This is a genomic window from Paraburkholderia fungorum, from assembly GCF_046026025.1.
GTDB lineage: Bacteria > Pseudomonadota > Gammaproteobacteria > Burkholderiales > Burkholderiaceae > Paraburkholderia > Paraburkholderia fungorum_E.
The window spans coordinates 65,602-85,752 of record NZ_JAQQFL010000010.1; the positions used below are offsets into that span (position 1 = coordinate 65,602).

16 protein-coding genes and 1 pseudogene are annotated in these 20,151 nt (G+C 61.1%); 8 read left to right on the forward strand and 9 right to left on the reverse strand.

The features are described 5' to 3' along the window. Positions 1 to 121: 121 nt before the first annotated feature. Positions 122 to 1,270, forward strand: a complete 1,149-nt coding sequence (locus PQR67_RS13420) for an acyltransferase family protein (protein WP_408459498.1) — start codon at positions 122 to 124, stop codon at positions 1,268 to 1,270. A gap of 32 nt (positions 1,271 to 1,302) precedes the next feature. On the opposite strand, the gene PQR67_RS13425 is transcribed toward PQR67_RS13420, so the two are convergent. Continuing rightward, entirely contained in the window at positions 1,303 to 2,493 is a 1,191-nt protein-coding gene (locus PQR67_RS13425; RefSeq protein ID WP_408459500.1) for a glycosyltransferase, read from the reverse strand. A 350-nt stretch (positions 2,494 to 2,843) separates the two neighbouring features. Here PQR67_RS13425 and PQR67_RS13430 point away from each other — a divergent pair, with 350 nt between their 5' ends. Next, entirely contained in the window at positions 2,844 to 4,097 is a 1,254-nt protein-coding gene (locus PQR67_RS13430; RefSeq protein WP_408459503.1) for an oligosaccharide flippase family protein, read from the forward strand. Then, entirely contained in the window at positions 4,097 to 5,179 is a 1,083-nt protein-coding gene (locus PQR67_RS13435) for a glycosyltransferase (protein ID WP_408459818.1), read from the forward strand. Before PQR67_RS13430 ends, PQR67_RS13435 begins: the two co-directional genes overlap by 1 nt. 49 nt (positions 5,180 to 5,228) lie before the next feature. Here the strand turns inward: PQR67_RS13435 and PQR67_RS13440 are convergent, their stop codons facing one another. The 6 genes from PQR67_RS13440 to PQR67_RS13465 form a co-directional block, all read right to left on the reverse strand. Then, the gene (locus tag PQR67_RS13440; protein ID WP_408459505.1) at positions 5,229 to 6,281 is read right to left on the reverse strand and encodes a hypothetical protein; all 1,053 of its coding nucleotides are present in this window, start codon (positions 6,279 to 6,281) and stop codon (positions 5,229 to 5,231) included. 88 nt (positions 6,282 to 6,369) lie between these two features. Further along, a complete protein-coding gene (locus PQR67_RS13445) occupies positions 6,370 to 6,975 on the reverse strand; it encodes a hypothetical protein (protein WP_408459508.1) in 606 nt (201 codons plus the stop codon). A gap of 268 nt (positions 6,976 to 7,243) precedes the next feature. Then, complete coding sequence (locus tag PQR67_RS13450) at positions 7,244 to 7,681, reverse strand: hypothetical protein (RefSeq protein WP_408459511.1); 438 nt, start codon at positions 7,679 to 7,681, stop codon at positions 7,244 to 7,246. Continuing rightward, the gene (locus PQR67_RS13455; RefSeq protein ID WP_408459514.1) at positions 7,681 to 9,639 is read right to left on the reverse strand and encodes an RICIN domain-containing protein; all 1,959 of its coding nucleotides are present in this window, start codon (positions 9,637 to 9,639) and stop codon (positions 7,681 to 7,683) included. The genes PQR67_RS13450 and PQR67_RS13455 overlap by 1 nt, the downstream gene beginning before the upstream one ends. Positions 9,640 to 9,664: 25 nt before the next feature. Next, positions 9,665 to 10,294 carry an SCO family protein gene (locus PQR67_RS13460; protein ID WP_408459516.1) on the reverse strand — a complete coding sequence of 210 codons (630 nt, stop codon included), beginning with the start codon at positions 10,292 to 10,294 and terminating at the stop codon, positions 9,665 to 9,667. Positions 10,295 to 10,561: 267 nt separating this feature from the next. After that, positions 10,562 to 12,199, reverse strand: a complete 1,638-nt coding sequence (locus PQR67_RS13465) for an alpha/beta fold hydrolase (protein ID WP_408459519.1) — start codon at positions 12,197 to 12,199, stop codon at positions 10,562 to 10,564. 488 nt (positions 12,200 to 12,687) lie between these two features. Here PQR67_RS13465 and PQR67_RS13470 point away from each other — a divergent pair, with 488 nt between their 5' ends. Beyond that, positions 12,688 to 13,500, forward strand: coding sequence for an FkbM family methyltransferase (locus tag PQR67_RS13470; protein ID WP_408459522.1), 813 nt, complete (start codon positions 12,688 to 12,690; stop codon positions 13,498 to 13,500). Positions 13,501 to 13,530: 30 nt separating this feature from the next. Here PQR67_RS13470 and PQR67_RS13475 read toward each other — a convergent pair whose 3' ends face one another. Next, the gene (locus PQR67_RS13475) at positions 13,531 to 14,748 is read right to left on the reverse strand and encodes a glycosyltransferase (protein WP_408459525.1); all 1,218 of its coding nucleotides are present in this window, start codon (positions 14,746 to 14,748) and stop codon (positions 13,531 to 13,533) included. Continuing rightward, positions 14,745 to 15,386 (reverse strand): TetR/AcrR family transcriptional regulator, encoded by a 642-nt coding sequence (locus PQR67_RS13480; protein ID WP_408459528.1) that lies wholly within the window; start codon positions 15,384 to 15,386, stop codon positions 14,745 to 14,747. The genes PQR67_RS13475 and PQR67_RS13480 overlap by 4 nt, the downstream gene beginning before the upstream one ends. A gap of 265 nt (positions 15,387 to 15,651) precedes the next feature. On the opposite strand from PQR67_RS13480, the gene PQR67_RS13485 reads away from it, so the two are divergent. From PQR67_RS13485 to PQR67_RS13500, 4 genes and pseudogenes are all read left to right on the forward strand, one after another. Further along, positions 15,652 to 16,071 carry a hypothetical protein gene (locus PQR67_RS13485; RefSeq protein WP_408459531.1) on the forward strand — a complete coding sequence of 140 codons (420 nt, stop codon included), beginning with the start codon at positions 15,652 to 15,654 and terminating at the stop codon, positions 16,069 to 16,071. A 199-nt stretch (positions 16,072 to 16,270) separates the two neighbouring features. Further along, positions 16,271 to 17,668 (forward strand): annotated as a pseudogene (locus PQR67_RS13490) (cell surface protein); the annotation flags it as partial. A 327-nt stretch (positions 17,669 to 17,995) separates the two neighbouring features. Then, positions 17,996 to 18,472 (forward strand): immunity 42 family protein, encoded by a 477-nt coding sequence (locus PQR67_RS13495; protein WP_408459534.1) that lies wholly within the window; start codon positions 17,996 to 17,998, stop codon positions 18,470 to 18,472. Positions 18,473 to 18,976: 504 nt separating this feature from the next. Then, positions 18,977 to 20,140 carry a hypothetical protein gene (locus tag PQR67_RS13500; protein ID WP_408459537.1) on the forward strand — a complete coding sequence of 388 codons (1,164 nt, stop codon included), beginning with the start codon at positions 18,977 to 18,979 and terminating at the stop codon, positions 20,138 to 20,140. Positions 20,141 to 20,151: the final 11 nt, after the last annotated feature.

The following is a 20,151-nucleotide window of genomic DNA, read 5'->3' on the forward strand; positions in this document are numbered from 1 at the left end:
ACTTGCTCATGTTGTCGGCCAATGCCTTGATGTTGGCGCGCACGCACGCGTGCCGCCACCGAAGATGCAAAAAGGGCCATGCAGGGACATACGCCCGCAAAAGGCGACAGGGGAGAAAAACATGAAGTTATTCGGCGGGGCGAGATCCGTAACAGCCGGCCGGGCCATCGAGCTGGATTTCGTGCGCGGCGTCGCCATTATCATGGTGATGGGCTTTCACTTTCATGCCGTTCATACCGGCAATTTCCTGATTCAGATCATCGAGTATCCGCTGAAGAGCTTTGGGCGCGAAGGCGTCAATCTGTTCTTCACGCTGAGCGGTTTTCTGGTCGGCGGACTGCTGCTTCGGCAATATGCCGAAACGGGTAACGTCGACGCCAAGCGCTTTATCATCCGGCGGATTTTCCGCATCTGGCCCGCGTATTACGTGTTGATCGCTTTTCACGTGCTGGCCGGACGCCATCCGTGGAATACGTTCCTGATCCAGAACCTGACCCACCTGCAGAACTATCTGGGCACCTCGATTACCCAGACCTGGAGTCTCGCGGTCGAAGAACACTTTTATCTCGTCCTGCCGGCGCTGCTGTTGCTGTTCGCGCGCTGGCGCCTCAGCGCATGGACGATTGTGGGTGTGCTCACCGGAATCTGCGCGGTGGTGCTTACCGCGCGCTGCTTCGCGGTGGCGGGCGGCAACCTGGAGGGGGCATTCGCGTACACGCAATATCGCATCGACAGCCTGCTGGTCGGCGTGATTCTGTCCGCGATCTACTGGATGAAACCGGGTGTCTATCATCAGCTCGCGAAGCGCAAGTGGCTGCTGGTCGGCTGCATTGTGGTGCTATGCGCGTGGCTCGCCTTTGCGACGCCACACTTCGCGCTCGACGAAAGCATTGGTTATACGATTCAGGCGCTCGGCTTTGCCGCGCTGATCGTGTTCGTGCTGGAGTATTCCGGATCGTTGCGTTCGTCGTGGGTGTATCGCGGGGTTGCCTGGATCGGCCTGTATTCGTACGGTATTTACCTGTGGCATTCGCTCGCGCTCGCCCCGGGCGACATGCTGATTCGCAAAATGACCGCGATGGGTCTGGCGCCGAGCGTGATCTGGGTCGTGGCGCTCGCGGCGCAGTTTGCTTTCGCGATTGTGATCGGCTATGTGACCACACGCGCGATCGAGTACCCGTTCCTGCTGATGCGCAATGCGCTGTTCCCGGCCAAGCGCAACAGTTCGGTACGTGAGGAAGTGCCGGTTGCCGGTGGCCAGTTGTCCTGATCAGTGGCCTTCCGGTTTCCGGTGCGACCGGATCAGGCCATCTGCTGCAGCAAGGTCTGCTTGAATTGTCCGAGCGTGTGTCGCGACAGCAGGTCTTCGCCTGCGGTCGGACCGGCGTGCGGCGCGTGCGGCCAGGAGGTCATCGTCTCGGTGATCGCCCGGCCGATCGAGGCGGAGCTCAGGTCGCTCAGAATCGGCCCTAGTTCGCAACGCCGGCTGAACCAGCCGATCAAACCGTCTTCCGTTGCAATCACGGGCTTGCCGAAACGGTAAGCCTGCACCAGCACACCGCTCATTCCATAGTGACCCTTGTAGCCTAGCCAGACCGCGTCGCAGGCGGAGAACAGATCGCGCTCGACGTCGTTTGGAATGAACGAGTCGAGTACCAACGGCGCGGGCGTGAGGCTGCGCACATGATTGCGCATGAAATGGCGCGTGCCCGCGTCCTGCTCACCGGCGACGATCAGCGTGGGCGTATGCTCCAGACGGGTCAATGCGTGCACCAGTTCGTAGATGCCTTTGCGTTCGGTGATCGAGCCGTACACCAGCAGATAGCGCTGAGTGGGGTCGAGTCCGAGCCGTTCGCGGGCCAGCACCGGGTTTTCCGCGTGTTCGTCCGGAAACGGGTCCGCCACGTAGGCGATAGCCGCGCTGTGCTTCGAGGCGTTGTGTGCCGACCACTCCGGCAGGGTCGGGTCGATCGTCAGCAGCGTGCGCAAGCCGGTGCACTGGATCGCGCGCTTGAAGAGCAGCGCCTTGATTGCATTCACGACCGGCCGATCAGGTGACTTGATGCCGACCTTGTGATGATGGAAGGTCGAGCGCATCGTAATGCCGATCCACGGTGTCTTGCGAAACGGCGAGCCGAGAAACGGCAAGCCATAAAAGAAGTAATCGACATAGGGCACGACCACCAGCCTGATCGGTTGCGCGTGGCTGACAACGCTATGCACATGCTTGAAATAGCGGTGAAAGCGCGCGTACTGATTCGACTGACGTAGCAGCCCGCGTGGCTGCTCCTCCGGGTCGACGAAGGCGATCTGCAGATCCGCGCGGTTCGCAGCGACGATTTGCCTCGCGAGCCGATGGTCTTCGTTCGCGGATTCCGTGGCGAGAATGCAGGGATAGCCGGCTTCCGTGCAGGCCTGCATGGTCCACTCGACATAGCGCCAGCGATGGCCCGTGAGGTTGGGTTCCACAATCAGAACGTAATCTTGTTCCATCGATTCAGAGGGCTTCAGTGGTCGAATGCGTTGTGAAAAGCGCGGTCACGCCGGCTGTCCGCGGGGCGCCAACGGATCAACGTTAGCATCGACGCTATGAGTGGCTCCGTCTATTTGACCCGTTCTGTGGGTAAACGTACCAGCGCGCAACGGCTTCGGCTGAACTGGCCTGGCAGATGGCGGTTGCCGCCGATTCGCTCGCGGTAAGGTCGTACATGGCATTCGATGAAAAAACTCGCCAGCTTGCTGGTGCAACCTAACAACTTATGCGCCGCCGGCGTTGTGCAGCGAAGGTTCGAATCGCTGCGCGCGGCCGACTCAACGGCGTTCCGATTCGACGGAGATACAGCTTGCGGGCGATCAGGCTTCCGGCGCTCTCGATAGCGACCAGTTTCGGCGCGAGCGCGGCAACGTGGGTGCTGTTGCAGCAGTTCGCCGTGCGTGGACTCGTAGCAATCAAATTTCTTGCGATTGGCCGGATGCTCGGGCCGGCGGCGATCGGCAGCGTGAGCGTGGCCTTGCTCGCGGTGGCGATTGCCGAGGCGCTATCGGACACGGGTCTCGCGCAAGCGGTGATTCAAGGCGAACATCCGCCGACGCGTTCGCAGCTCGGCGCGGTGTGGACCACACTGACCTCCCGCGGCGTGCTCATCTCACTGCTGCTGGTGGCGCTCGCGCCATTGCTGAGCAGTCAGTTTCATCTGAACGGTTCGCTGGTGCTGATCCAGCTCGCCGCGCTGCTGCCGCTGTTGCGCGGTCTGGCCTCGCCCACGTATTACCTGGTGCAGCGCGAACGGCGCTTCCAGCATATTGCCGGCGTTGAGATTGCGGCGTCATTTGTCGATTGTTCGGTCGGCCTGGCGCTTGCGTATTTCGGCGCCGGCGCGATCTCGGTGCTGATCGGCCTCGTGGCCGGCGAAAGCCTGAAAAGCATCCTGACCTGGTCGACCATGAAACCGCGCCCGCCGATCCGCGCGGTATGGTCGGGCATCGGCCAGTACCTGGGATTTAGCCGCTGGATCTGGGCCAGCAGTGTGGTCAACCTGTTGCTCAATCAGTTCGACAAGGTGGTGGTCGGCAAACTGCTTGGCCCGGCGCAACTCGGCAGCTATCAGATGTCGTCGCGGCTTGCGCAGATGCTGCTCGCCGACGCTGCGATCGCCATGTCGCAATACCTGTTCCCCACTTTCGCGGCGCATCATCGCCGCAGTCCACAATCGGCAGCGCGGCTCATCAAGATCTATCTGCTCGCGATCGCGATCGGCCTGGCGGTCTTCGTCGCGGTGCTGAGACTGGTCGCCGAGCCGCTCTTCTCGCTGATTCTCGGCGCGGCCTGGTTGCCTGCGGTGCCGCTGTTCAGAATTCTGGTGATCAATATGGCGATCGGTGCGTTGATTGCCGTGCTGGTTGCGTATCTGCGCGCGGTGGGTGACGCGAAGGCGACCGTGCATGCGTCGCTGATTCAGGTGGTCGTGCTGCTGGTCAGCGTGCCGCCGGCGGTCCATTGGTGGGGCGTGACGGGCATTGCATGGTCCATGACCCTGGGCCTGGGCTGCGCCGCGGTGTGGATGCTGTTCAGAACCCTGACTGCAAGGACACCATGATGCGCGTTCTACATCTGGTTCTGGCCCCGCGTTTGTCCGGCGCCGAAGTCCTCGCGAAGGATCTCGCGATCGATCAGCGCGCCGAAGGTATGGCGGTCTGCATGGCCTCGCTGTTGCCCGCGCATGTCGAATTCGTGCCTTTGCAGGAGGAGTTGCAGGCGCATGGCGTGCAATGCTGGTTTCCGCAGCGGCGCAACCGTATCGCCGGCAAACTGTGGACGCTGTTTCTCGCGGTGCGGCGTTTTCGCCCCGAGGTGATTTTCGCGCACGCCACGATTCCGTCGTTTTATGCGCGGGCGTTGCCGCTAGGCGTGCCGGTCGTCTACGTCATGCATTCGGCGACCAACGACTTCGAGCGGCCGCTGTTCCGGCGCGTCGAACACATTCTGTCGGGACGGGCCCGCGTGGTGATCGGCGTATCCCAGCAAGGCGTGACCGACTACGTGCAGGCTATCGGGCCGCATCCGTCAATGACCGTGGTGCCTAACGGGGTCGACCTCGGCCGCTTCACGTTTACCGACGACGCCGGCCGTGGCGGCCGGGCGCCTCAGGTGGTGCAGGTGGGGCGGTATGCCTCGGTGAAAAATCAGCTTCTGACGGTGCGCGCCTTCGGCCAGGTGGCCGCGCGGGTGGCCGACGCACGCCTCGTGCTGTACGGCGTGGTCGAAGATCCGGAGTATCAGCGCGCGGTGATTCAACTTGTGCGGGAATTGGGGCTCGCGGAGCGCGTCGTGGTGGCTGGGCCGCGTACCGACGTGGCGAGCGTGCTGTCGGAGTCGAACGTGTTCGTCATGCCTTCGCGCGCCGAGGGCCATAGCGTGGCGTTTCTCGAAGCGCTGGCCTCCGGGATCCCGATCGTCGCGAGCAAGATTCCGTCGTTTGCGTTCGCGAGCGGATTTCCCGGCGTGCAGTTGGTCGATACGGACAATGTGCCGTGCTATGCGGATGCCGTTGTCGCGGCGCTAGGGCAGGCGCGGGCGCAACGCTCGCTTGCCGGTTTGACGCTCAGGGATACAGCGGCCCGTTATCGGGCGATCGCGCAGCAGGTCAGTCGCCATCATCTGGCGGTGTCGATTCGATAGTTGGCTCGCACCGCGCATGGCGCACCGTGGCCACGGCGGCACATCATGTTCAATGATGGCTGATGACGGCGTTGCGGTCTTCGGGCGCCGTCTCCGGCGCGGCTGCCGGTGGTGGCAGTGCGCTTGCCAGTTCTGACTCGCGCATTGCAAGCGTGGCGAGGTTCTGCGCTTCCTTGCTGCTCGAATCGAGCAGCAGCGCGTTGGCGGCGTTGTGCCACGCGCATCCCCATCTCGCGATATAGCCGCAGCCGCGCGCCAGGCTCAGCAACGCGTCGCGTTGCTGCTCGCGCTCGGCGAGCGTCGTGCGCATGCTCAGTGCGTCGCGATTGTCGGGCTGCGCGGCGATGGCCGCCGCGAGCCTCGTCCTGGTCGCCGCCAGATTATTCTGCTGCAGATTGGCACGGGCAGCTCTGAGCTGCTTTGAGACATCCACACGAGGTTTGTCGGCTGGGCTGGCTGGGTTGCGCTTCGAACCTGTCGAGGCGACCGCTACGACACGGCGCGCAGCGGGTGGCCCCGTGACCGGTTGCGGGATCGGCAGGGAACGCACGGGCGCGGTGCGCGAAGCGAGCGCGGCCGACGCCGGCTGCTGTGCGGCGAAGACCGGCGCGGACCGCTGGGCAAGAACAAGGGGCGCAAGCGGCGCAAGCGGCGCACGCAGCGCACGCGGCGGCGTGGCGTTCTGAGCCGTCACTTTGCCGGATACGGCGATAGGGGGGCTGATTTCCCCCTCGTTCGTGTGGATGAAGCCCAGGTACACGGCGGAGGTCACTACCACCAATGACATGACCATTGCGAGAGGCCGGCGCAATTTCTGGGTGAGCCGTGCGGTGACTTGCGCTTCTTCGACAACGTCGTACGGATTGACGAGGGCGCGCGAGGTTGGCCGCCAGATTTTGCGCACCGGCAACTGCGGTCCGAACAGTGCCCCGCTGCCGGGCAGCGGGATATTCAGGGGTGCAGGTGGCGCGGAGCGCGTGCCCAGTGAGTCGAGCGGACGCGCATTGCACGAAGGACAGGGCGTAAAGCGGTCGGCTAGCAGCGCACCGCAGTGCCCGCATTGAGGGAAATCGTGCTCATCGGAGGTAATGTCGCTAAGCATTGCCATGTCGAAAGCGGGCGTCAGATACGGGCGCCAGAATCAAAAAGTACACCGTACGACAACGCGGCCCGCAACCGGGCTCGCGGCGTTACTGTGTGACGACGTAGCCGCGCGCCTGCATGCACGCGCCATACGCGGCCCAATAGCGGGTCATCGGCGGCTCCGGCGCGGGCAGCGGTGGCAGCTTCACGTTGGACGCGACGGCTGTCTGCGACGCACCGCTTGCCGCTGTTTCCGAGGCGCCGTTGTCCGCGACCGCCGCCGAGGCCGCCGATGCGGATGCCGCGGTGGTTGCTGCCGGCGTTGCTGCTGCCGATGCCGCGGGCGCGCTCGCGGCCTTCATCGCGGTTGCGTTGTTCGCCGTGGTTACAGCAGCGCCGCTTGCGGCCGGTGTGGCGGCAGCGGGCATGCTGGCGCCAAACGGGCCTGCGGAAAAAGTGCTGGAAGGCAGGGGCGGCCGCGACGGCGCGCCGGTTGACGAAGTCTTGGTGGCCACAGGTTGGCGTGGCGGAATCTGCGATTCGTGGGCGATGTTGACCTTGGTTTCCCGATTGGCCTGGGCATAACACATCGCTGTGTCGACGCTGCGCTGATAGGCGCTCTGGCTTCGGATTGGATAAGTGAGCGGTTGCCATGCGAAAGCGGCGCTGCTGAACGCCCAGATGGCCAACGCTATATATGTTTTGAGTTCCATCGCAGTCGCTCCCGCAGCGATGTTTCGCCGTTCGCCGGCAGTGGCGCTTCGCGGTATGTTCTCGTGGCTGCTGATTTTGCCGCTGAACGGCGGCTCACTTCCGCGAAGGCTTCTTTCTTCAGCGTAACACCGCGCGTGGTCTTCGGAATGCTTCGCATAGCGCGTGAAAACGCCATCCTGCAGTCGAATCACGACATCCCGATCTGAATGGGCGGGAAATGGTGCATAGCGCCAGGGGAAATACCTGGTGTCGAGTTTCATAGGGTGCCTAACGATTCGTGACGAAACGCCAAAGCGCTGAGCACTCGACGTCGGATAGTTGATAGTTGGGCATGGACTTGCGAACCACGACGCCTGCTGGATCGACGCCGGCCTCGAGCACATGACAGAAACTCGCCGGGTTGTACTGACTCGGCGGTCCTCCCCGGCGGCTTGTTGCATCGAGAAGATAGGCGCGTGTCAAAGGCGGCGCGAAGGCGCCCGCCGGGTCCGTTTGGGTATGGCAATTGATGCATCGCGTCGTGGAGGCCGGCAGCACGCGATCGTCGCCGCGCAGATGCGCCTCGAGCGCATGCTGCCCGCTGAAGATCGCGCAGCCAAGATCGGCGGGATCGCACGGCTCGGCGGCATTGGCCAGAAGCGCCACGCCGATCAGTGCGAGCCCGATCGACGCGCGTGCCGCCGAGCGTTGGGACGGCGACGCCATCACTGAATCAGCAGCGTCTTCGAAACGCTCGGCACGCCATTCGCGTTCAGCGCGAAGAGCATGTAGTACCCCGGTACCACAACGCTGGGATCGGAGGGGATGACCACCAGATATTCGCCTGCGGTGCCCACCGTGAAACTCACCGGCACGCGCCGCTGCTCGTTGTTGACCGAATGCGTGGCGGACGACAGACGCATCAGCGCGAACGCTTTTACGCCGCTGCTCGCGGCCACGGCGATCGACGTACCGAGTTGGGCCGTGGCCGGCACCGAACTGATGGTCGGCCGTGACGCCGCGGTTCCATTCGCATTGAGCAGATACGGTGGAGTCAGTATTTCGATGTTGGGATGATTAGTCGAACAGGTGCCGCAGAGTCCGCCACCGCCGCTCAGCACGCGACCATCGGGCAGCAATAGCGCGACGCTGTGATAGACGCGCGGCACAGCCTGGGGAGCCAGTGGCGTGAAAGTCTGCTTGGTCGGGTCCCACAACTCCGGCGTCAGTACCGCGGTGTCGTCCGAGAAAGGTTGGGCGAAGGTCTGCCCACCCACCACGACGACTTGTCCGTTTGGCAACACGACGCTGTTGTTGAAGGCGCGCTGATAGTTCATTGAACGGATCGTCGTGGTGACCGCCGTGCCGCCGTTGATATTGATAAGCGTCGCATTCGACGTGGCGGGCGAGGAGTCGTAGCTCGGCGCACCGCCGACGGCGAGAATTTTGCCGATGTCGTACATGACGGCGTTGCCATTCATCGCGTCGCTGTCGTTGCCCCGATTTCCCGCCTGGGTCACGCTGCCGGCGCCCGCCGTATCGAACCAGTGCATCGCCTTGCTGGGCCCCGCGTGAAAGACGTTGCCGTTGGCCACGGCGAACAACCATGCGTGGTTGTCGGCGCGGAAGATGCCGCCCGCGTCGTTCGTGAGGATGTAGTCGTCGAGTATCGCGCTATTGACTTGCCAACCCGAACCCGAGGTCCAGGTTTCGCCGGTCTTGCCACCCAGGGGGCCGTTCCATGAGCCGCCCACCAGGAACACACTGCCATTGCTCAACGTGACGCTGCCCTGGTAGGCGCGCGGAATGTTCATCAGGTTGCCTGACGTCCATGCATGGGTCGAAGGCGTGTAGAAACTGGTCAAGTCGCTGCTTGAGCCTCCCGTCACATAGATGCGGCCATCCGGAAGATTGACGATGCCCGGGCAGAACATATCGTGCCCGGTGTTGGTGACCAGCACCTCTTTGCTGGTGCCTGTCGTGGGATTGAAAATCGCCGTGTACGTGTTGCCCGGCGTGACCTCACCAGGCGTGAAATTCAACTGACTATCGGCCGACCAGACGAGGACGGTCCCATCGGGCAGATTGGCTGCCGCTACCGGAATAATGGGCAACGTGATCGGCGCGGTCCACTTGGACGGAAGCGCTGGCAGCGGCAGGCCATTGACCTGCCAGGTTTGCAGCGCGCTGCCGTTGCATACCTGCTGCAGGATTTGTGAACCCTGAGTGGTCTGGCTCGCGGCTGCGAGACACATGCCGCTGTGCGCCGCGACGATCGCGTAGCCGCTACCCTGCGCCTTCAGCGAGAAGCTTTGGTTCGTGCCGCCATTGCAGGTCCACTGAATGACCGGCGCGCCGGCGGCCTTGCTTGCGCCCGACACGTCCATGCACAGATTGCTGTTCTGATTGATGAAGGTGTATTGACTGCCCGACGCTGTCGGCAGCCAACTCTGATTGGTCCCGCCGTTGCAGGTCCAGGTAATGGCATTGGCGCCCGGCGCCAGCGACTGCGAGTTGATGTCCGCACAAAAGCTCGAACCAGTCAGCGCGATCGAAGCCGACGTTTGTGCCCGGGCGAGTCCGGATAGTGTTGCAAAGGCCGACACGAATGCGATCAGGAGCAGGGCCTTCACACACCTGTCGAGCGATCGCGATAAGGTTCTTGCGGAAAGAATGCGTGCCATGGCCTCGGTCTCCCTGAACGTCGGACTACACTCGCCCTAACGCGTTGAGCACATCGCAGATTTCGTCTGCACGCGGAAGGTCGGCACTACGCCAGCGCAACATTGCGCTCGCATCGAAGCAGTAAATCTGTGTTGAATGATCGGCGATGTTCCCGAGGGGTAAGCGGCTGCCCGAGAGCGCCGTGCGTATCCGGTCAACGTCGCCCAATGCCGGTGTCGCCGCACTCCAGGCGGGGCCCGCCTGAAAACGCAGGAGCCATTCGTGCAAAGCGGATGGCGAATCGGAAAGCGGATCGATTCCGATCGACAGCAATTGAATCGGATGATTCGCGTGGATGTGTGGCAGCCGTTCCTGGACCGCATTGAATAGCGCGCCTTGCAGAGGGCATACCGAGCTACAGCCGGTGTAAATCGTCTGCAAGGCGGTCACGCGCTGACTCAACAAGTCGTTCAACCTTTGCTTCTTGCCGGTCTGGTCGATTACCCAGGCGTCGTCGAGTTGAACCGGTGGCTTGACGACCCCCATCTCCACGTGTTGCGCGTATAGACGGGGCGACATCGCGGCCAGCGTGACCGATGCCATACCGCACAGCACGGCACGTCGAGTCAGTTTTCGAGCGGAGGTATGTTCAGCGGAATCGGGGCGCGTGTTCATTTTATTTGTTGATCAAGCACGGGCAACGGTCTGGGCGAATGTCTGACGAACGGGGCGCTCTGCTGATCACGCGCTATCGGGACTGTTTCTGGCACGAGCGTCAAAAGGCAACGCGAACGATCCCGGCATCTGCTGCATACGCTCGCTCTGACACCCACACGTTAGCGATGCAGGCGAGCGCAGCGTCCGGGAACTCACCTGAAAAAGATAGCCGATCACGACGCTTGCGGGTCGGCGAACTACCTGCGTTTGTGCGCTCGGCCACACTTATTTCGGAGCGAACGCCTGCGTGAAAAATGTCTCGCACAACGCGGCAACCCGCTGCCGGGCCGCAGGATTCAACACTTCATGGTCCATGTTCGGAATGACCATCGCGCTGGCGTGCGCCAACTTGTTGAGCCGGCGTCCGCCCCGGCCGAAGTGCATCCGCAGCTCGTCCAGTCCGTGATCCAGCGGGCTGAATAGCAGGCTGACGCGAACGCCTCGCGCATCGAGGTCCATCATGCGCCGCCGGGCGCGCGAGCCCTTATTCACGGCACGGCCATTCGCGTCGCCGGTGAATGACGTGACGGCACTCACGACCGTGTCGACGGCATAGCGGGAAAGGGTTCGCAACACCGGTTTCAGGCTGACTTCGCCGCGCAGAACTTGCGACCATTTTTGCGCGCGAAGCATGGCGCTGAAATGCGCACGTGTCGAGCCCGCGCCGATCTTTGCGGCATCGCACATTCTGAAGCCGACCGGAAAGTCGAATCCCTGGAGATTGACCAGCAATAGCGCCGCTACGGCCGGATTTTTTGTGGCCGCGTGAAGCCCGAGGTAGGCGCCTGAACAGATACCGAACACGGCGACGCGCGGATGTCCTCTGTCGACGGCCCAGTCGACCGCCAGCGAGGTATCCGCGGCGAGCTGATCGTAACTGAGCAAGGACGGGTTCGCGAGCGTTCCCGCGCCGCGGCTGTCGCCGATGCCGTGCGCGTCGACGCGCAGCGAAGCGATTCCCGCCTGGGCCAGCGAGCGGGCCAGCTCGACGTTGAACCGGCCGTCGCCGACATGATGGGTCGCCGCGGTGTTGGCGATGACGACAAGCGGCGAGCGTTCCGAACGGCCTTCCGGTTCGCATAGCATGGCGAACAAACGTCCATCGGCAAGCTCGACCGGCGTCTCGACAATGCCATGCAAACCGACCGGCCGCCGGGAAGGCGCAGAGGCCGCCTGTGCGTCGAATGCGGCGGGCGGAAACGGTGCGGGCGAGCGTGACCCTTCACGCACGAACCATGCTTCGATCGAAGCCAGTGTTGCCTGAGGCAGGACGGCCAGCCATGAGGGCTGCATCGCCTCGGGATATTCGGGAAACGGCAGGGAATCGACCTTTGCGCCGAGCGTGCTGTACAGGTTTGCGAGCTCGTAACTGGGCCCCTGGCTGCCGGCGTGAACGACCAGCAGGCTGCTCGCCGGCACGGACGTGACCCGGCGCAGATCGTAGCGGGTGATGGCTTCGATTGCGTTGCGGCTGAAGCGGTGCCCCAGCACGTCGAATGCGTCGGCCGGCTCGGCATAGCTGGCCACGTGGCGGGCCGTCTTGTCCAGCCACGTTCGCTGCAGGACATCCATTTCCCGCACGAACTGCCGACCAACCACGACTGGCGCGATGAGCGCCACCGTATCGACGCGCGCCGCGCGCGCGGCCTGCGCGGCAATCATCGCGCCAAAGCGGAACCCGACAAGCGCGACGCGCTCGATGCTGGTTGTTCGTCTGAGGAAATCCACGGCTTCAATGGCCTCGTCTACCCATTGGTCTGGTTCAACGAGCTTACCGGTATCGACGGAGTCGCCGGTGCCGGAATAGTCGAATCTCAGTACTGCAAATCCTTGGCCCGCGAGGCGGTCGGCGAGCGATCGCATGGTTTGATGCAGCCATAAAGCCTCATGCCCCAGGGGGCCGCAGAGCACGATCCCTAATTGCCCGTTTTTGTCAGACTGTGACACTGGCTCGTAAAGCCAACCGAAATGTCCGCCGAAATCGACAGGATGCATTTTGAAGTCCACTTTATTTGTCTCTCGGTCCTTGCGGCTACTCATGGCATTTGCCGCGGGGGGCTTTTCCAATGCTTGCGCCTACCATGGTTTTAAGACTTGGAATTTGGCGCTATTACGCGATCTCGCGGTGGGTGTTGTCGGTGCGTTTGCGCACGTAGCCAGCGGAGGCCGAAATGAAAGCCGTTATCAAGGCCTTCGGACGGATATCAGACCCTGGTCGCCATTTCTCGTTATGCGCTGTACATCATGCGGCGCACAGAATATTTTAGTTTCCGTTGAACGGCGGCGCCGTGAATTCACCTGGACGTTTCGTGGATGGCGCTTTTCCCGCTAACGCGATCTGGAGAACCGACTTGCACGACCTCTTGAAGGCCACGCTTAAATCCGTCATGCCACCAGCGCTGCTGCGAGCGCTTCGGCCGAGACAACGAGCCGCCGACGTCTGGGGCGGCGCACGATATGGTCTGCATGGATTGCGTCTGCCGGGAGGTCGGCAGTTCGTCTATCGGCCTTCGACGGCGGACCGCATGGTATGCGAGCAGATTTTCTTTAACCGGGACTATGCAACGGATCATCTGGCGCGCTCGAAAGAGATCGGCGACTTCTACGCGAGCTGTCCCGATCCCATCATTGTCGATGCAGGCGCCAACATGGGCGCTGCAGCGGTCTGGTTTGCGCTGACCTACCCGAACGCCAAGGTCCTCGCCGTTGAACCCGACGCCGCGAACTACGGCTTGCTCAAACTCAACACGGCTTCGTTTCCGTCCGTCTTGCCGCTGAACGCGGCGATTGCGGCAAATAGCGGAACGCTTTATCTGAACGATCCGGGCGTCGGCGCCTGGGGCTATCGCACGGCGGAGCAGCCTGGCGAACGATCCAATGCCGTTGATGCGATGACGCTGGAACAGGTGTTGGCGAAATCGAGCGGCACGCCGTTCATTCTTAAAATCGACATCGAGGGTGCCGAGTCGGACCTGTTTTCACGCCACGCGGCAGTATTGGATCGGTTTCCGCTCGTTATTATCGAATTGCATGACTGGATGCTGCCCCGGGAATCAACCAGCCTTAATTTCTTGAAGTGGCACGTTGAAATGAAACGGGACTTCATTAACTGCGGCGAAAATATTTTTTCTATTTCGAACACGATGAACAATGGGACACGCTAAGTTGTACCCATTGCCGCGGGGTTCGCTGAATCATGTGCCCAGAATGGCTTCAATTTCCGCAACAGCGGTTGTTGTTCCTGTTTCCTGCGCCATCTGTTTTCCTAGCGTAGCGGCTCGCTGCCGGGTCTCCGCACGCTGCGCAAATCTGATCGCCTGTTTAAGCTTTTCCCGGTCCAGCTTGCGCGTTGATACTGAGTCGCCCGCTACGCCCAGGCGGCTCAGTTGATGAGCCCAGAAGGACTGGTCCCCCGCAAACGGCACCGCGACCGATGGCACACCCGCACGGCACGCCGAGTGCGTTGTGCCGCTGCCTCCGTGATGGATAACCAGCGACGTACGTGGAAACAGCCATTGATGCGGTGTTTCTTCGATGATGAGGACATTGTCGGGCAGCGTCATATCGTCGGGCGTGCCGGACCAGCCTGGATACAGGAGCACGCGGCGTCCTTCCGCTGCGTCTATGAAAGCATTCAGTACGGCTTTCCGATCGAATCCGACCATGCTGCCGAATCCCAGATACACAGGCGGTTCGCCGGCATCCAGAAATGCTTTGAGCGTAGCCGGTGGTACCCAGGCGTCTTCCGGGCCCAGCCATTGCCCGCAAAGGCGGGTGTGCGCGGGCCAGTCCTGCGGTTCGGGTAACAGAGCGGGGGAGACGCCATACAGCATGGGATGCGCTGTCCATAGTTTCTGGCGCGGTGGCAGTCCTAACACGCTTCGTCTGGCCTGATTGGTGACTTTGCGGAAGGCGTGCCATAGCAGATTGTTCACGGCCTGATGGCTGAGCCGATTTAACGCCGCGGGGATCCAGCGAGAAGGGAGGAACGGCGAGGCAAATGCCTGTGTCGGCGAGATGGGTATCAGGCCGGCGCCGATTACGCGTATCCCGAGATGCTCGGCCACGGATAAGCCCACGAAGGCGGCGAGGCCCGATACGATCAGCCCGTCGCAACCTATGGCCGCTTCGGCAATCTGTTGCATCCAGCTATGCGTCCTGGCGTTCGCGATGCGCGCCAAACCCGCCGCCGTGGCGTTGACGCCTTTGCCGCTCGACACCAGGTCCCCCAACTCGTCTTTTATGTTGCCGCTCAACGCCGCGTGAGGAACCCCCAAGGCGCGGGCGCTCCCTAGCGTTGCCCCATCAGCGAATAGCGTGACTTCATGGCCTGCATCCATCAAGGCGCGGCACAGCGCAGCCAGAGGTCTCGTGTCGCCTTCTGTGCCGTAAGTCAAAGCAAGGAGTTTCATCGGGATTCCTCTTGTTCTTCGTTCGGCATCCGGGCGCTACCCTGCAGGAAGACATCGATCGCAAGAGCGAACTCACGGCGCAATTCGAGATCCGGCAGTGCCAGCCAACGCATCAGCGCGCCCAGATAAAGATGATGAAATAGCGTGGCGAGATGCACCGCGCTGAGATCGGAGCGGATTTTTCCGTTGTGCTGACTATTTCGGATCATCTGCGTGTACAACGCCACCAGCCCGTCTCCGCCGTCTTCGCCGCCGGCTGTCATGGACGCCTGGATGCCTAAAAAGCAGAACTTCAGATACGGCGGCAGCAATTCCCTGTGCGCGGTGCACCACTGGGCGGATAGATCCAGTAGCGGGGGGACGCCGTCCGCGAATTCCGTCTGCGCGTTCATGCCGAGCGCCAAGCCCTGCAAATCTCGCGCGAGTTCCTGATGGATCCAGGAGGCCAATACCGCTTCCTTGGTTGGGAAATGGTTGTAGAGCGTTCCTCGTGCGACATCGGCCACCTGCGCGATCTGTTCCATCGTCACGGACTCGTATCCGTCCCGCTGAAACAGATCGCCAGCAAGACTTGCCACTCGCTCCAGCGTGCTTTGACGTTTGCGAGCCCGACGCCCGGTCGTATCGATGGTACTCATAGACTTCGATAAATTTGAGCAGAGGTCAAAATTGTACTCTGTTCAATTATCGAGTCAACGCCCGTCTGGCTTGACCGTGCTGAAAGTGAAGGGATGCGAGGATCAGCAATGAAGGCTAAACGTAATATAAATATTACCAAATATTCCTAAAGAAGCCCTGGCGCGGGTCGTTATTCATCGTACAAATGCTGCGACTGCACAGTCGGGCGTATTAGACGAATCCACCGAAAAGAATCCGCAACGAACAGTTGCGTGAAAAACAGGAATGACCAGCAGCGCACGGGGAAACAGCGCGGGCCACGGGAACCCGCGTCTGTATCAATTTCAAATCTGGCCGATCGTTGCCACGTTTACTGCCGCGCCGCGCCGTACCTATGCAATCGGCATATCGGTCGACGATGAAACGGCAATCGCGATTTCAACCGCTGCGAATGGACATCAGGCCGTCACTATCGCGCTGGCTGTCGCAGGAAAGTTGAATAACACCGATCGCCGTTTCAACGTCGAGGCGGCGCGCGCTTCACTCCATCACGCCGGCATTCATGCCCGGGCAATTAGCACTCAGCTGACCTGTACCGATCCCGGCGCTATCAGTGAGCCTGCTGGCGGAATCGGTTCGCGCGCAAACCCGATATGGGCCAATCCGAACTGCGCCGAATCCGGCGCGCTAACAAGATCGACGTGATGAAGAAGAACAGATTCGGCCGGATTGCGCGGCCGCCGAAACCGACGCGCGGATTCGTGGGCGCAGGTTACGCACATTGGCGAACGTTGGGTCGGCTTGTGTCGGTATGGGTCGCGTTGTCGGCAAGCTTGCACGTATCTGCCGCACTCGCGCAGGCAACCGATCCGCTTGGCGAACAGGAGCAGCGCCGCCGTGCAACCAGCAGAAGATGAATAGCGACTACGCGAGCGTTAGCGAGCAGTCGGGCATCAAGGCGGGTGACGCTGGCTTCCAGATCAACGTGCAGGGCAACACGGATCTCAAGGGCACTGTGATCGCGAGCAGCGACAAGGCGGTGCAGGACGGCGTGAACAGCCTGACGACCGCGACGCTCACGCATAGCGATATCGACAATCACGCGGCCTACGATGCATCGTCGGTTGGGGTCTCAGGCGGCTATGGCGGCACGATCGGCAAGGACCAGAAAGGTGTCGCGAACAATACCAATCCGGTGCCAGGGAGTGCATTGCCCAGCGCTGGTGGTTTCTCGGCAGCGCCGCCAGTGGTGCTGGGTGCGTCGGGTGATGCCGGCTCGACGACGAACAGCGCAATCAGCGGCGGGCCCATCACCATTACAGATGGCGCGAAACAGCAGCAACTGACCGGGCAGACGGCGGCGGAAGCCGTTGCGAGCATCAGCCGCGATACGACGGGCACGACCAATACGATCGCACCTATCTTTGACAAGGACAAAGTCCAGGCCGCCTTCGATATCACCAGCCAGTTTATCAATCAGGCAGGCACATTCGTCAGCAATCGCGCGAAGGAAGCGGATGCGGCGAAGAAAGCCGCCAATGATCCAAACCTGACGCCGGACCAGCGCGCAGCGGCACAACAGCAGGCCGATCAGCTTTCGGCCGAATGGGGTCCAAGCGGATCGTATCGCCAGATTCTGACGGCTCTCACGGTAGCTGCTGGTGGCAATGTAACGGGCGGGATGGGCCAGTTTGCGCAGAATGCGACGGTGGCGTATCTGCAGGAACTTGGTGCAAACCAGGTGAAACAGATTGCCGACTCCCTCCAGAGCGAGACCGCGCGCGCCGCACTCCATGCGATTGTTGGTTGCGCAGCCGCAGCCGCAGCGGCCAGCAGCCAAAGTTGCGGCGCGGGCGCGATGGGTGGGGCGAGCAGTTCCCTGATTGGGAGCCTGCTTGAGCCCGCAGGCAATCTGACGGCATCGGAACGCGAAGCGCGCGACAATCTGGTGACGAGCCTGATCGCCGGTATTGCGGCAACGTCGGGCCTGAATGCCGCGACGGCGACCGGTGCCGGCAAGATCGAGGTGGAGAACAATCAGGTATCACTGCTTAATCCATCATCGTCGCCACCGCCGCCGTGGTTGGCGGAACTCCTCAAGTTGCCGGGGTTTAAGGGTGAGACAGCCAGCAAGGGCGACGGCGTCATTACTGATCCGGCGACGGAACTCGATCCGACAATCAAACCGGGCTCATTGATCTACCCGTTGCCCGACGCCAAGACGCTGAATGACTGGATCACGGCGATTATTCCAGATCAAGCGAAGGGACTTGTTGATTATGTATTTACTGCTGTGGGCGGGAGCAACAATCGTCTGCCGATTCCCGAGGTCGTGACAGCTGACAACGGTTTACAAGTTGAATCAAATCCAAAGCATACCCCTGGCATGCAAGGCAACCGCCCCAACGCGGGTACCGAGCCTCGAAATTCGCTTGATCTTTTCAACGCCTCGATTTCAGGTGGCGAACAGACGCGGTACGCTATCGATTCGGATGGCAATATCAACCGGTTTTATTCCAGCAACGGGGTCTATCATTGGACCGGTTCCACTGGTGATACCAGATCACCCGTCGACGTTTCAACCATTCCTATTGCGGTTAAGCGGACCCTCGGATTTAAAGGAAAATAAATGTTAATTGGCAACCCTGATAGTTTTGCGATCTGGTGCGATGCCGTCGATTCATGGTCCACAGATCGTTTTAAGAACGGATGCTTCGCCTATTTCGTTGGGGGAGAACTTCTTTGGTCACTAAAGTCAACGCTCGCGGTTGACCTGAACCTGCTGTCTGGACTGAATTGCATGAAGCACAGCGTTGAAGACGTGCGACTCTTTAACTTGCCCACTTCCAGTGCATACGCAGAACTCGTTGCGCGAGCATTTCCGCCAATGGATTCGGACGCAGCAGATAGCGACTACCGTCACCTGGTTTCGATTGGCAGCCTGCTGGATGACGACAACAATGTCTTTCTTGTGGAGTCGGGAGAACAAGCCAAACTCATTTTCGGTAGTCGTAGCGAAATATCAACCTCGCGCGAAGTAGTCCTGACGCGCGGCGAATTTCAATCTGTGGTACGCGGTGCGATCGCGAAATCAAAAACGTCGTAAAACATGCGTGCGGTATGCGCCGGACACAGCAATGTTGTCGAGCGGAAGCGGTGGCAGGCAAGTCATCGAAAACGGGAACGGGAGGCACCGTCAATAACAGTGGCAATGGGAGCAAAGGTGGAGCAGCCGCGAATGGGGCGCTGGGGGCTGATCTATACAACAGGCAGTTGCATGCGCCAGAAAAGACGCTCGCGCAGAAGATAGTTGCGAATGCAGCGGCGCAGGGCAGTCTGCGGTTTCGAGCCATCGTCTGGTGAGTCCAGGCCATGGTTAGAGCGGCGGCTGCTTCTGCGGGCGCAGCTGAAACCGCTGGTATCTTCATAACTGCTGGATGGCAACGTGGCGCTCGGGGTGAGCGGCACTCGATTTGAGATTGGTGTCAGCCATGATCCACTCATGTGGTGAGTTGATGGTGGTCGGGCACAGCAACCAACGCGAAGTAATTAGACCAAATGTCAAAAAAAAACACTGACCACACTGACCATCGCAACCACTCTCGCGTCAATGCTCGCATTGACCGGCTGCGCCCATCGGCGCGCTCCGGCGGACCAGACCGCCGTGCGACAGCAAGAGACACGGCAACTCCAGGCGGAAAAAGCCGCTGATCCGAATGCAGCGAAGCTGACGTTCACCTCCAGCGGAATGCCGATGGGCGTCATGTTTGGGAAGAGCACGTCGACACAGGCGTGCAGCGGCTTCGAGCCTGTCGGCCACGTTTTCCACAGCGGCAGGGAGGTTTTGCTGCCGGGGATTGCGAACTTGACGGAGAAACTCAACAAGGCGCTGCTTCGTAACGAAACCTCGCGGGAGCAATATGTACAGCCCGGTGTACCCGTCCAGGTGAAAGGTCTTTTCGGGGCTGAAGTGCCAGACCGCCATTCCGATTCATGCGGACCGATTGTCACGTCGTTCACACCTGAACAGGGACGAAAATATCACGTTGACTTCGCTTTCCAGGGGACGAGCAGTTGCTCGCAAAGCGTGATGGATATTACAGACCCGGATCATCCTTCTCCCGTGGGTCGCCCTGTTGCATGTCCGAAAGGACAAGACTATCTAGCGCTGGACAATGTGAAGAAGAATTTTCTGGAAGTCGATCATGAACGGCAACTCGAGGATTCGCGGCAACAGGAGGTGGCGGCAACGTCCGACGCGGACAAGGCGTCGGCGATGAAAAAGGAGGCCGCCGCACTGGATTCCCTCGGTCGATCGAAGGAAGCGCTCGAGGTTATCGATCGCGCAATGGCCCTGGCGAAGGGAGAAAACAACCGGGATCTGATCGCGACGAAGGCAGGGATTCTGTTCGCACTGAATGATCCGCAGACTACGTTGACGCTCCTCGCGCCCGAGATCGACAACACGCGAAAACGGGCTGCGAGCCAACCTTCTGTGCAGCGGGCTGTGGTATTGGGCACCTACACAGAGGGATTCGTCACGGCCACATTCGCGCACATGCAACTGGAGCAATGGCGAGAAGCCATCGATACGCTTGCGGATGCGCAGTCCCCCCTTGAAGGTCCGAGCTTCCTCGCCTACCGGGCAGTGCTTTACCGGTACATCATGGCGAGAGGGCAGAATCCGTCGCTAGCCAATACCACACTTGAACGCGATGCAGCGTATTACGCCGAGCATGACAGCGGTCACTACGGCGCCTTGCTGCGTATGTAGCGAGGGGACGG

Coding starts and splice junctions, on each gene's coding strand:
- PQR67_RS13420 (WP_408459498.1), top strand. CDS start 122: ATGAAGTTATTCGGCGGGGCGAGATCCGTAACAGCCGGCCGGGCCATC.
- PQR67_RS13425 (WP_408459500.1), bottom strand. CDS start 2,493: ATGGAACAAGATTACGTTCTGATTGTGGAACCCAACCTCACGGGCCAT.
- PQR67_RS13435 (WP_408459818.1), top strand. CDS start 4,097: ATGCGCGTTCTACATCTGGTTCTGGCCCCGCGTTTGTCCGGCGCCGAA.
- PQR67_RS13440 (WP_408459505.1), bottom strand. CDS start 6,281: ATGCTTAGCGACATTACCTCCGATGAGCACGATTTCCCTCAATGCGGG.
- PQR67_RS13445 (WP_408459508.1), bottom strand. CDS start 6,975: ATGGAACTCAAAACATATATAGCGTTGGCCATCTGGGCGTTCAGCAGC.
- PQR67_RS13450 (WP_408459511.1), bottom strand. CDS start 7,681: ATGGCGTCGCCGTCCCAACGCTCGGCGGCACGCGCGTCGATCGGGCTC.
- PQR67_RS13455 (WP_408459514.1), bottom strand. CDS start 9,639: ATGGCACGCATTCTTTCCGCAAGAACCTTATCGCGATCGCTCGACAGG.
- PQR67_RS13460 (WP_408459516.1), bottom strand. CDS start 10,294: ATGAACACGCGCCCCGATTCCGCTGAACATACCTCCGCTCGAAAACTG.
- PQR67_RS13465 (WP_408459519.1), bottom strand. CDS start 12,199: ATGCGATCGCTCGCCGACCGCCTCGCGGGCCAAGGATTTGCAGTACTG.
- PQR67_RS13475 (WP_408459525.1), bottom strand. CDS start 14,748: ATGAAACTCCTTGCTTTGACTTACGGCACAGAAGGCGACACGAGACCT.
- PQR67_RS13480 (WP_408459528.1), bottom strand. CDS start 15,386: ATGAGTACCATCGATACGACCGGGCGTCGGGCTCGCAAACGTCAAAGC.
- PQR67_RS13485 (WP_408459531.1), top strand. CDS start 15,652: ATGACCAGCAGCGCACGGGGAAACAGCGCGGGCCACGGGAACCCGCGT.
- PQR67_RS13495 (WP_408459534.1), top strand. CDS start 17,996: ATGTTAATTGGCAACCCTGATAGTTTTGCGATCTGGTGCGATGCCGTC.
- PQR67_RS13500 (WP_408459537.1), top strand. CDS start 18,977: ATGCTCGCATTGACCGGCTGCGCCCATCGGCGCGCTCCGGCGGACCAG.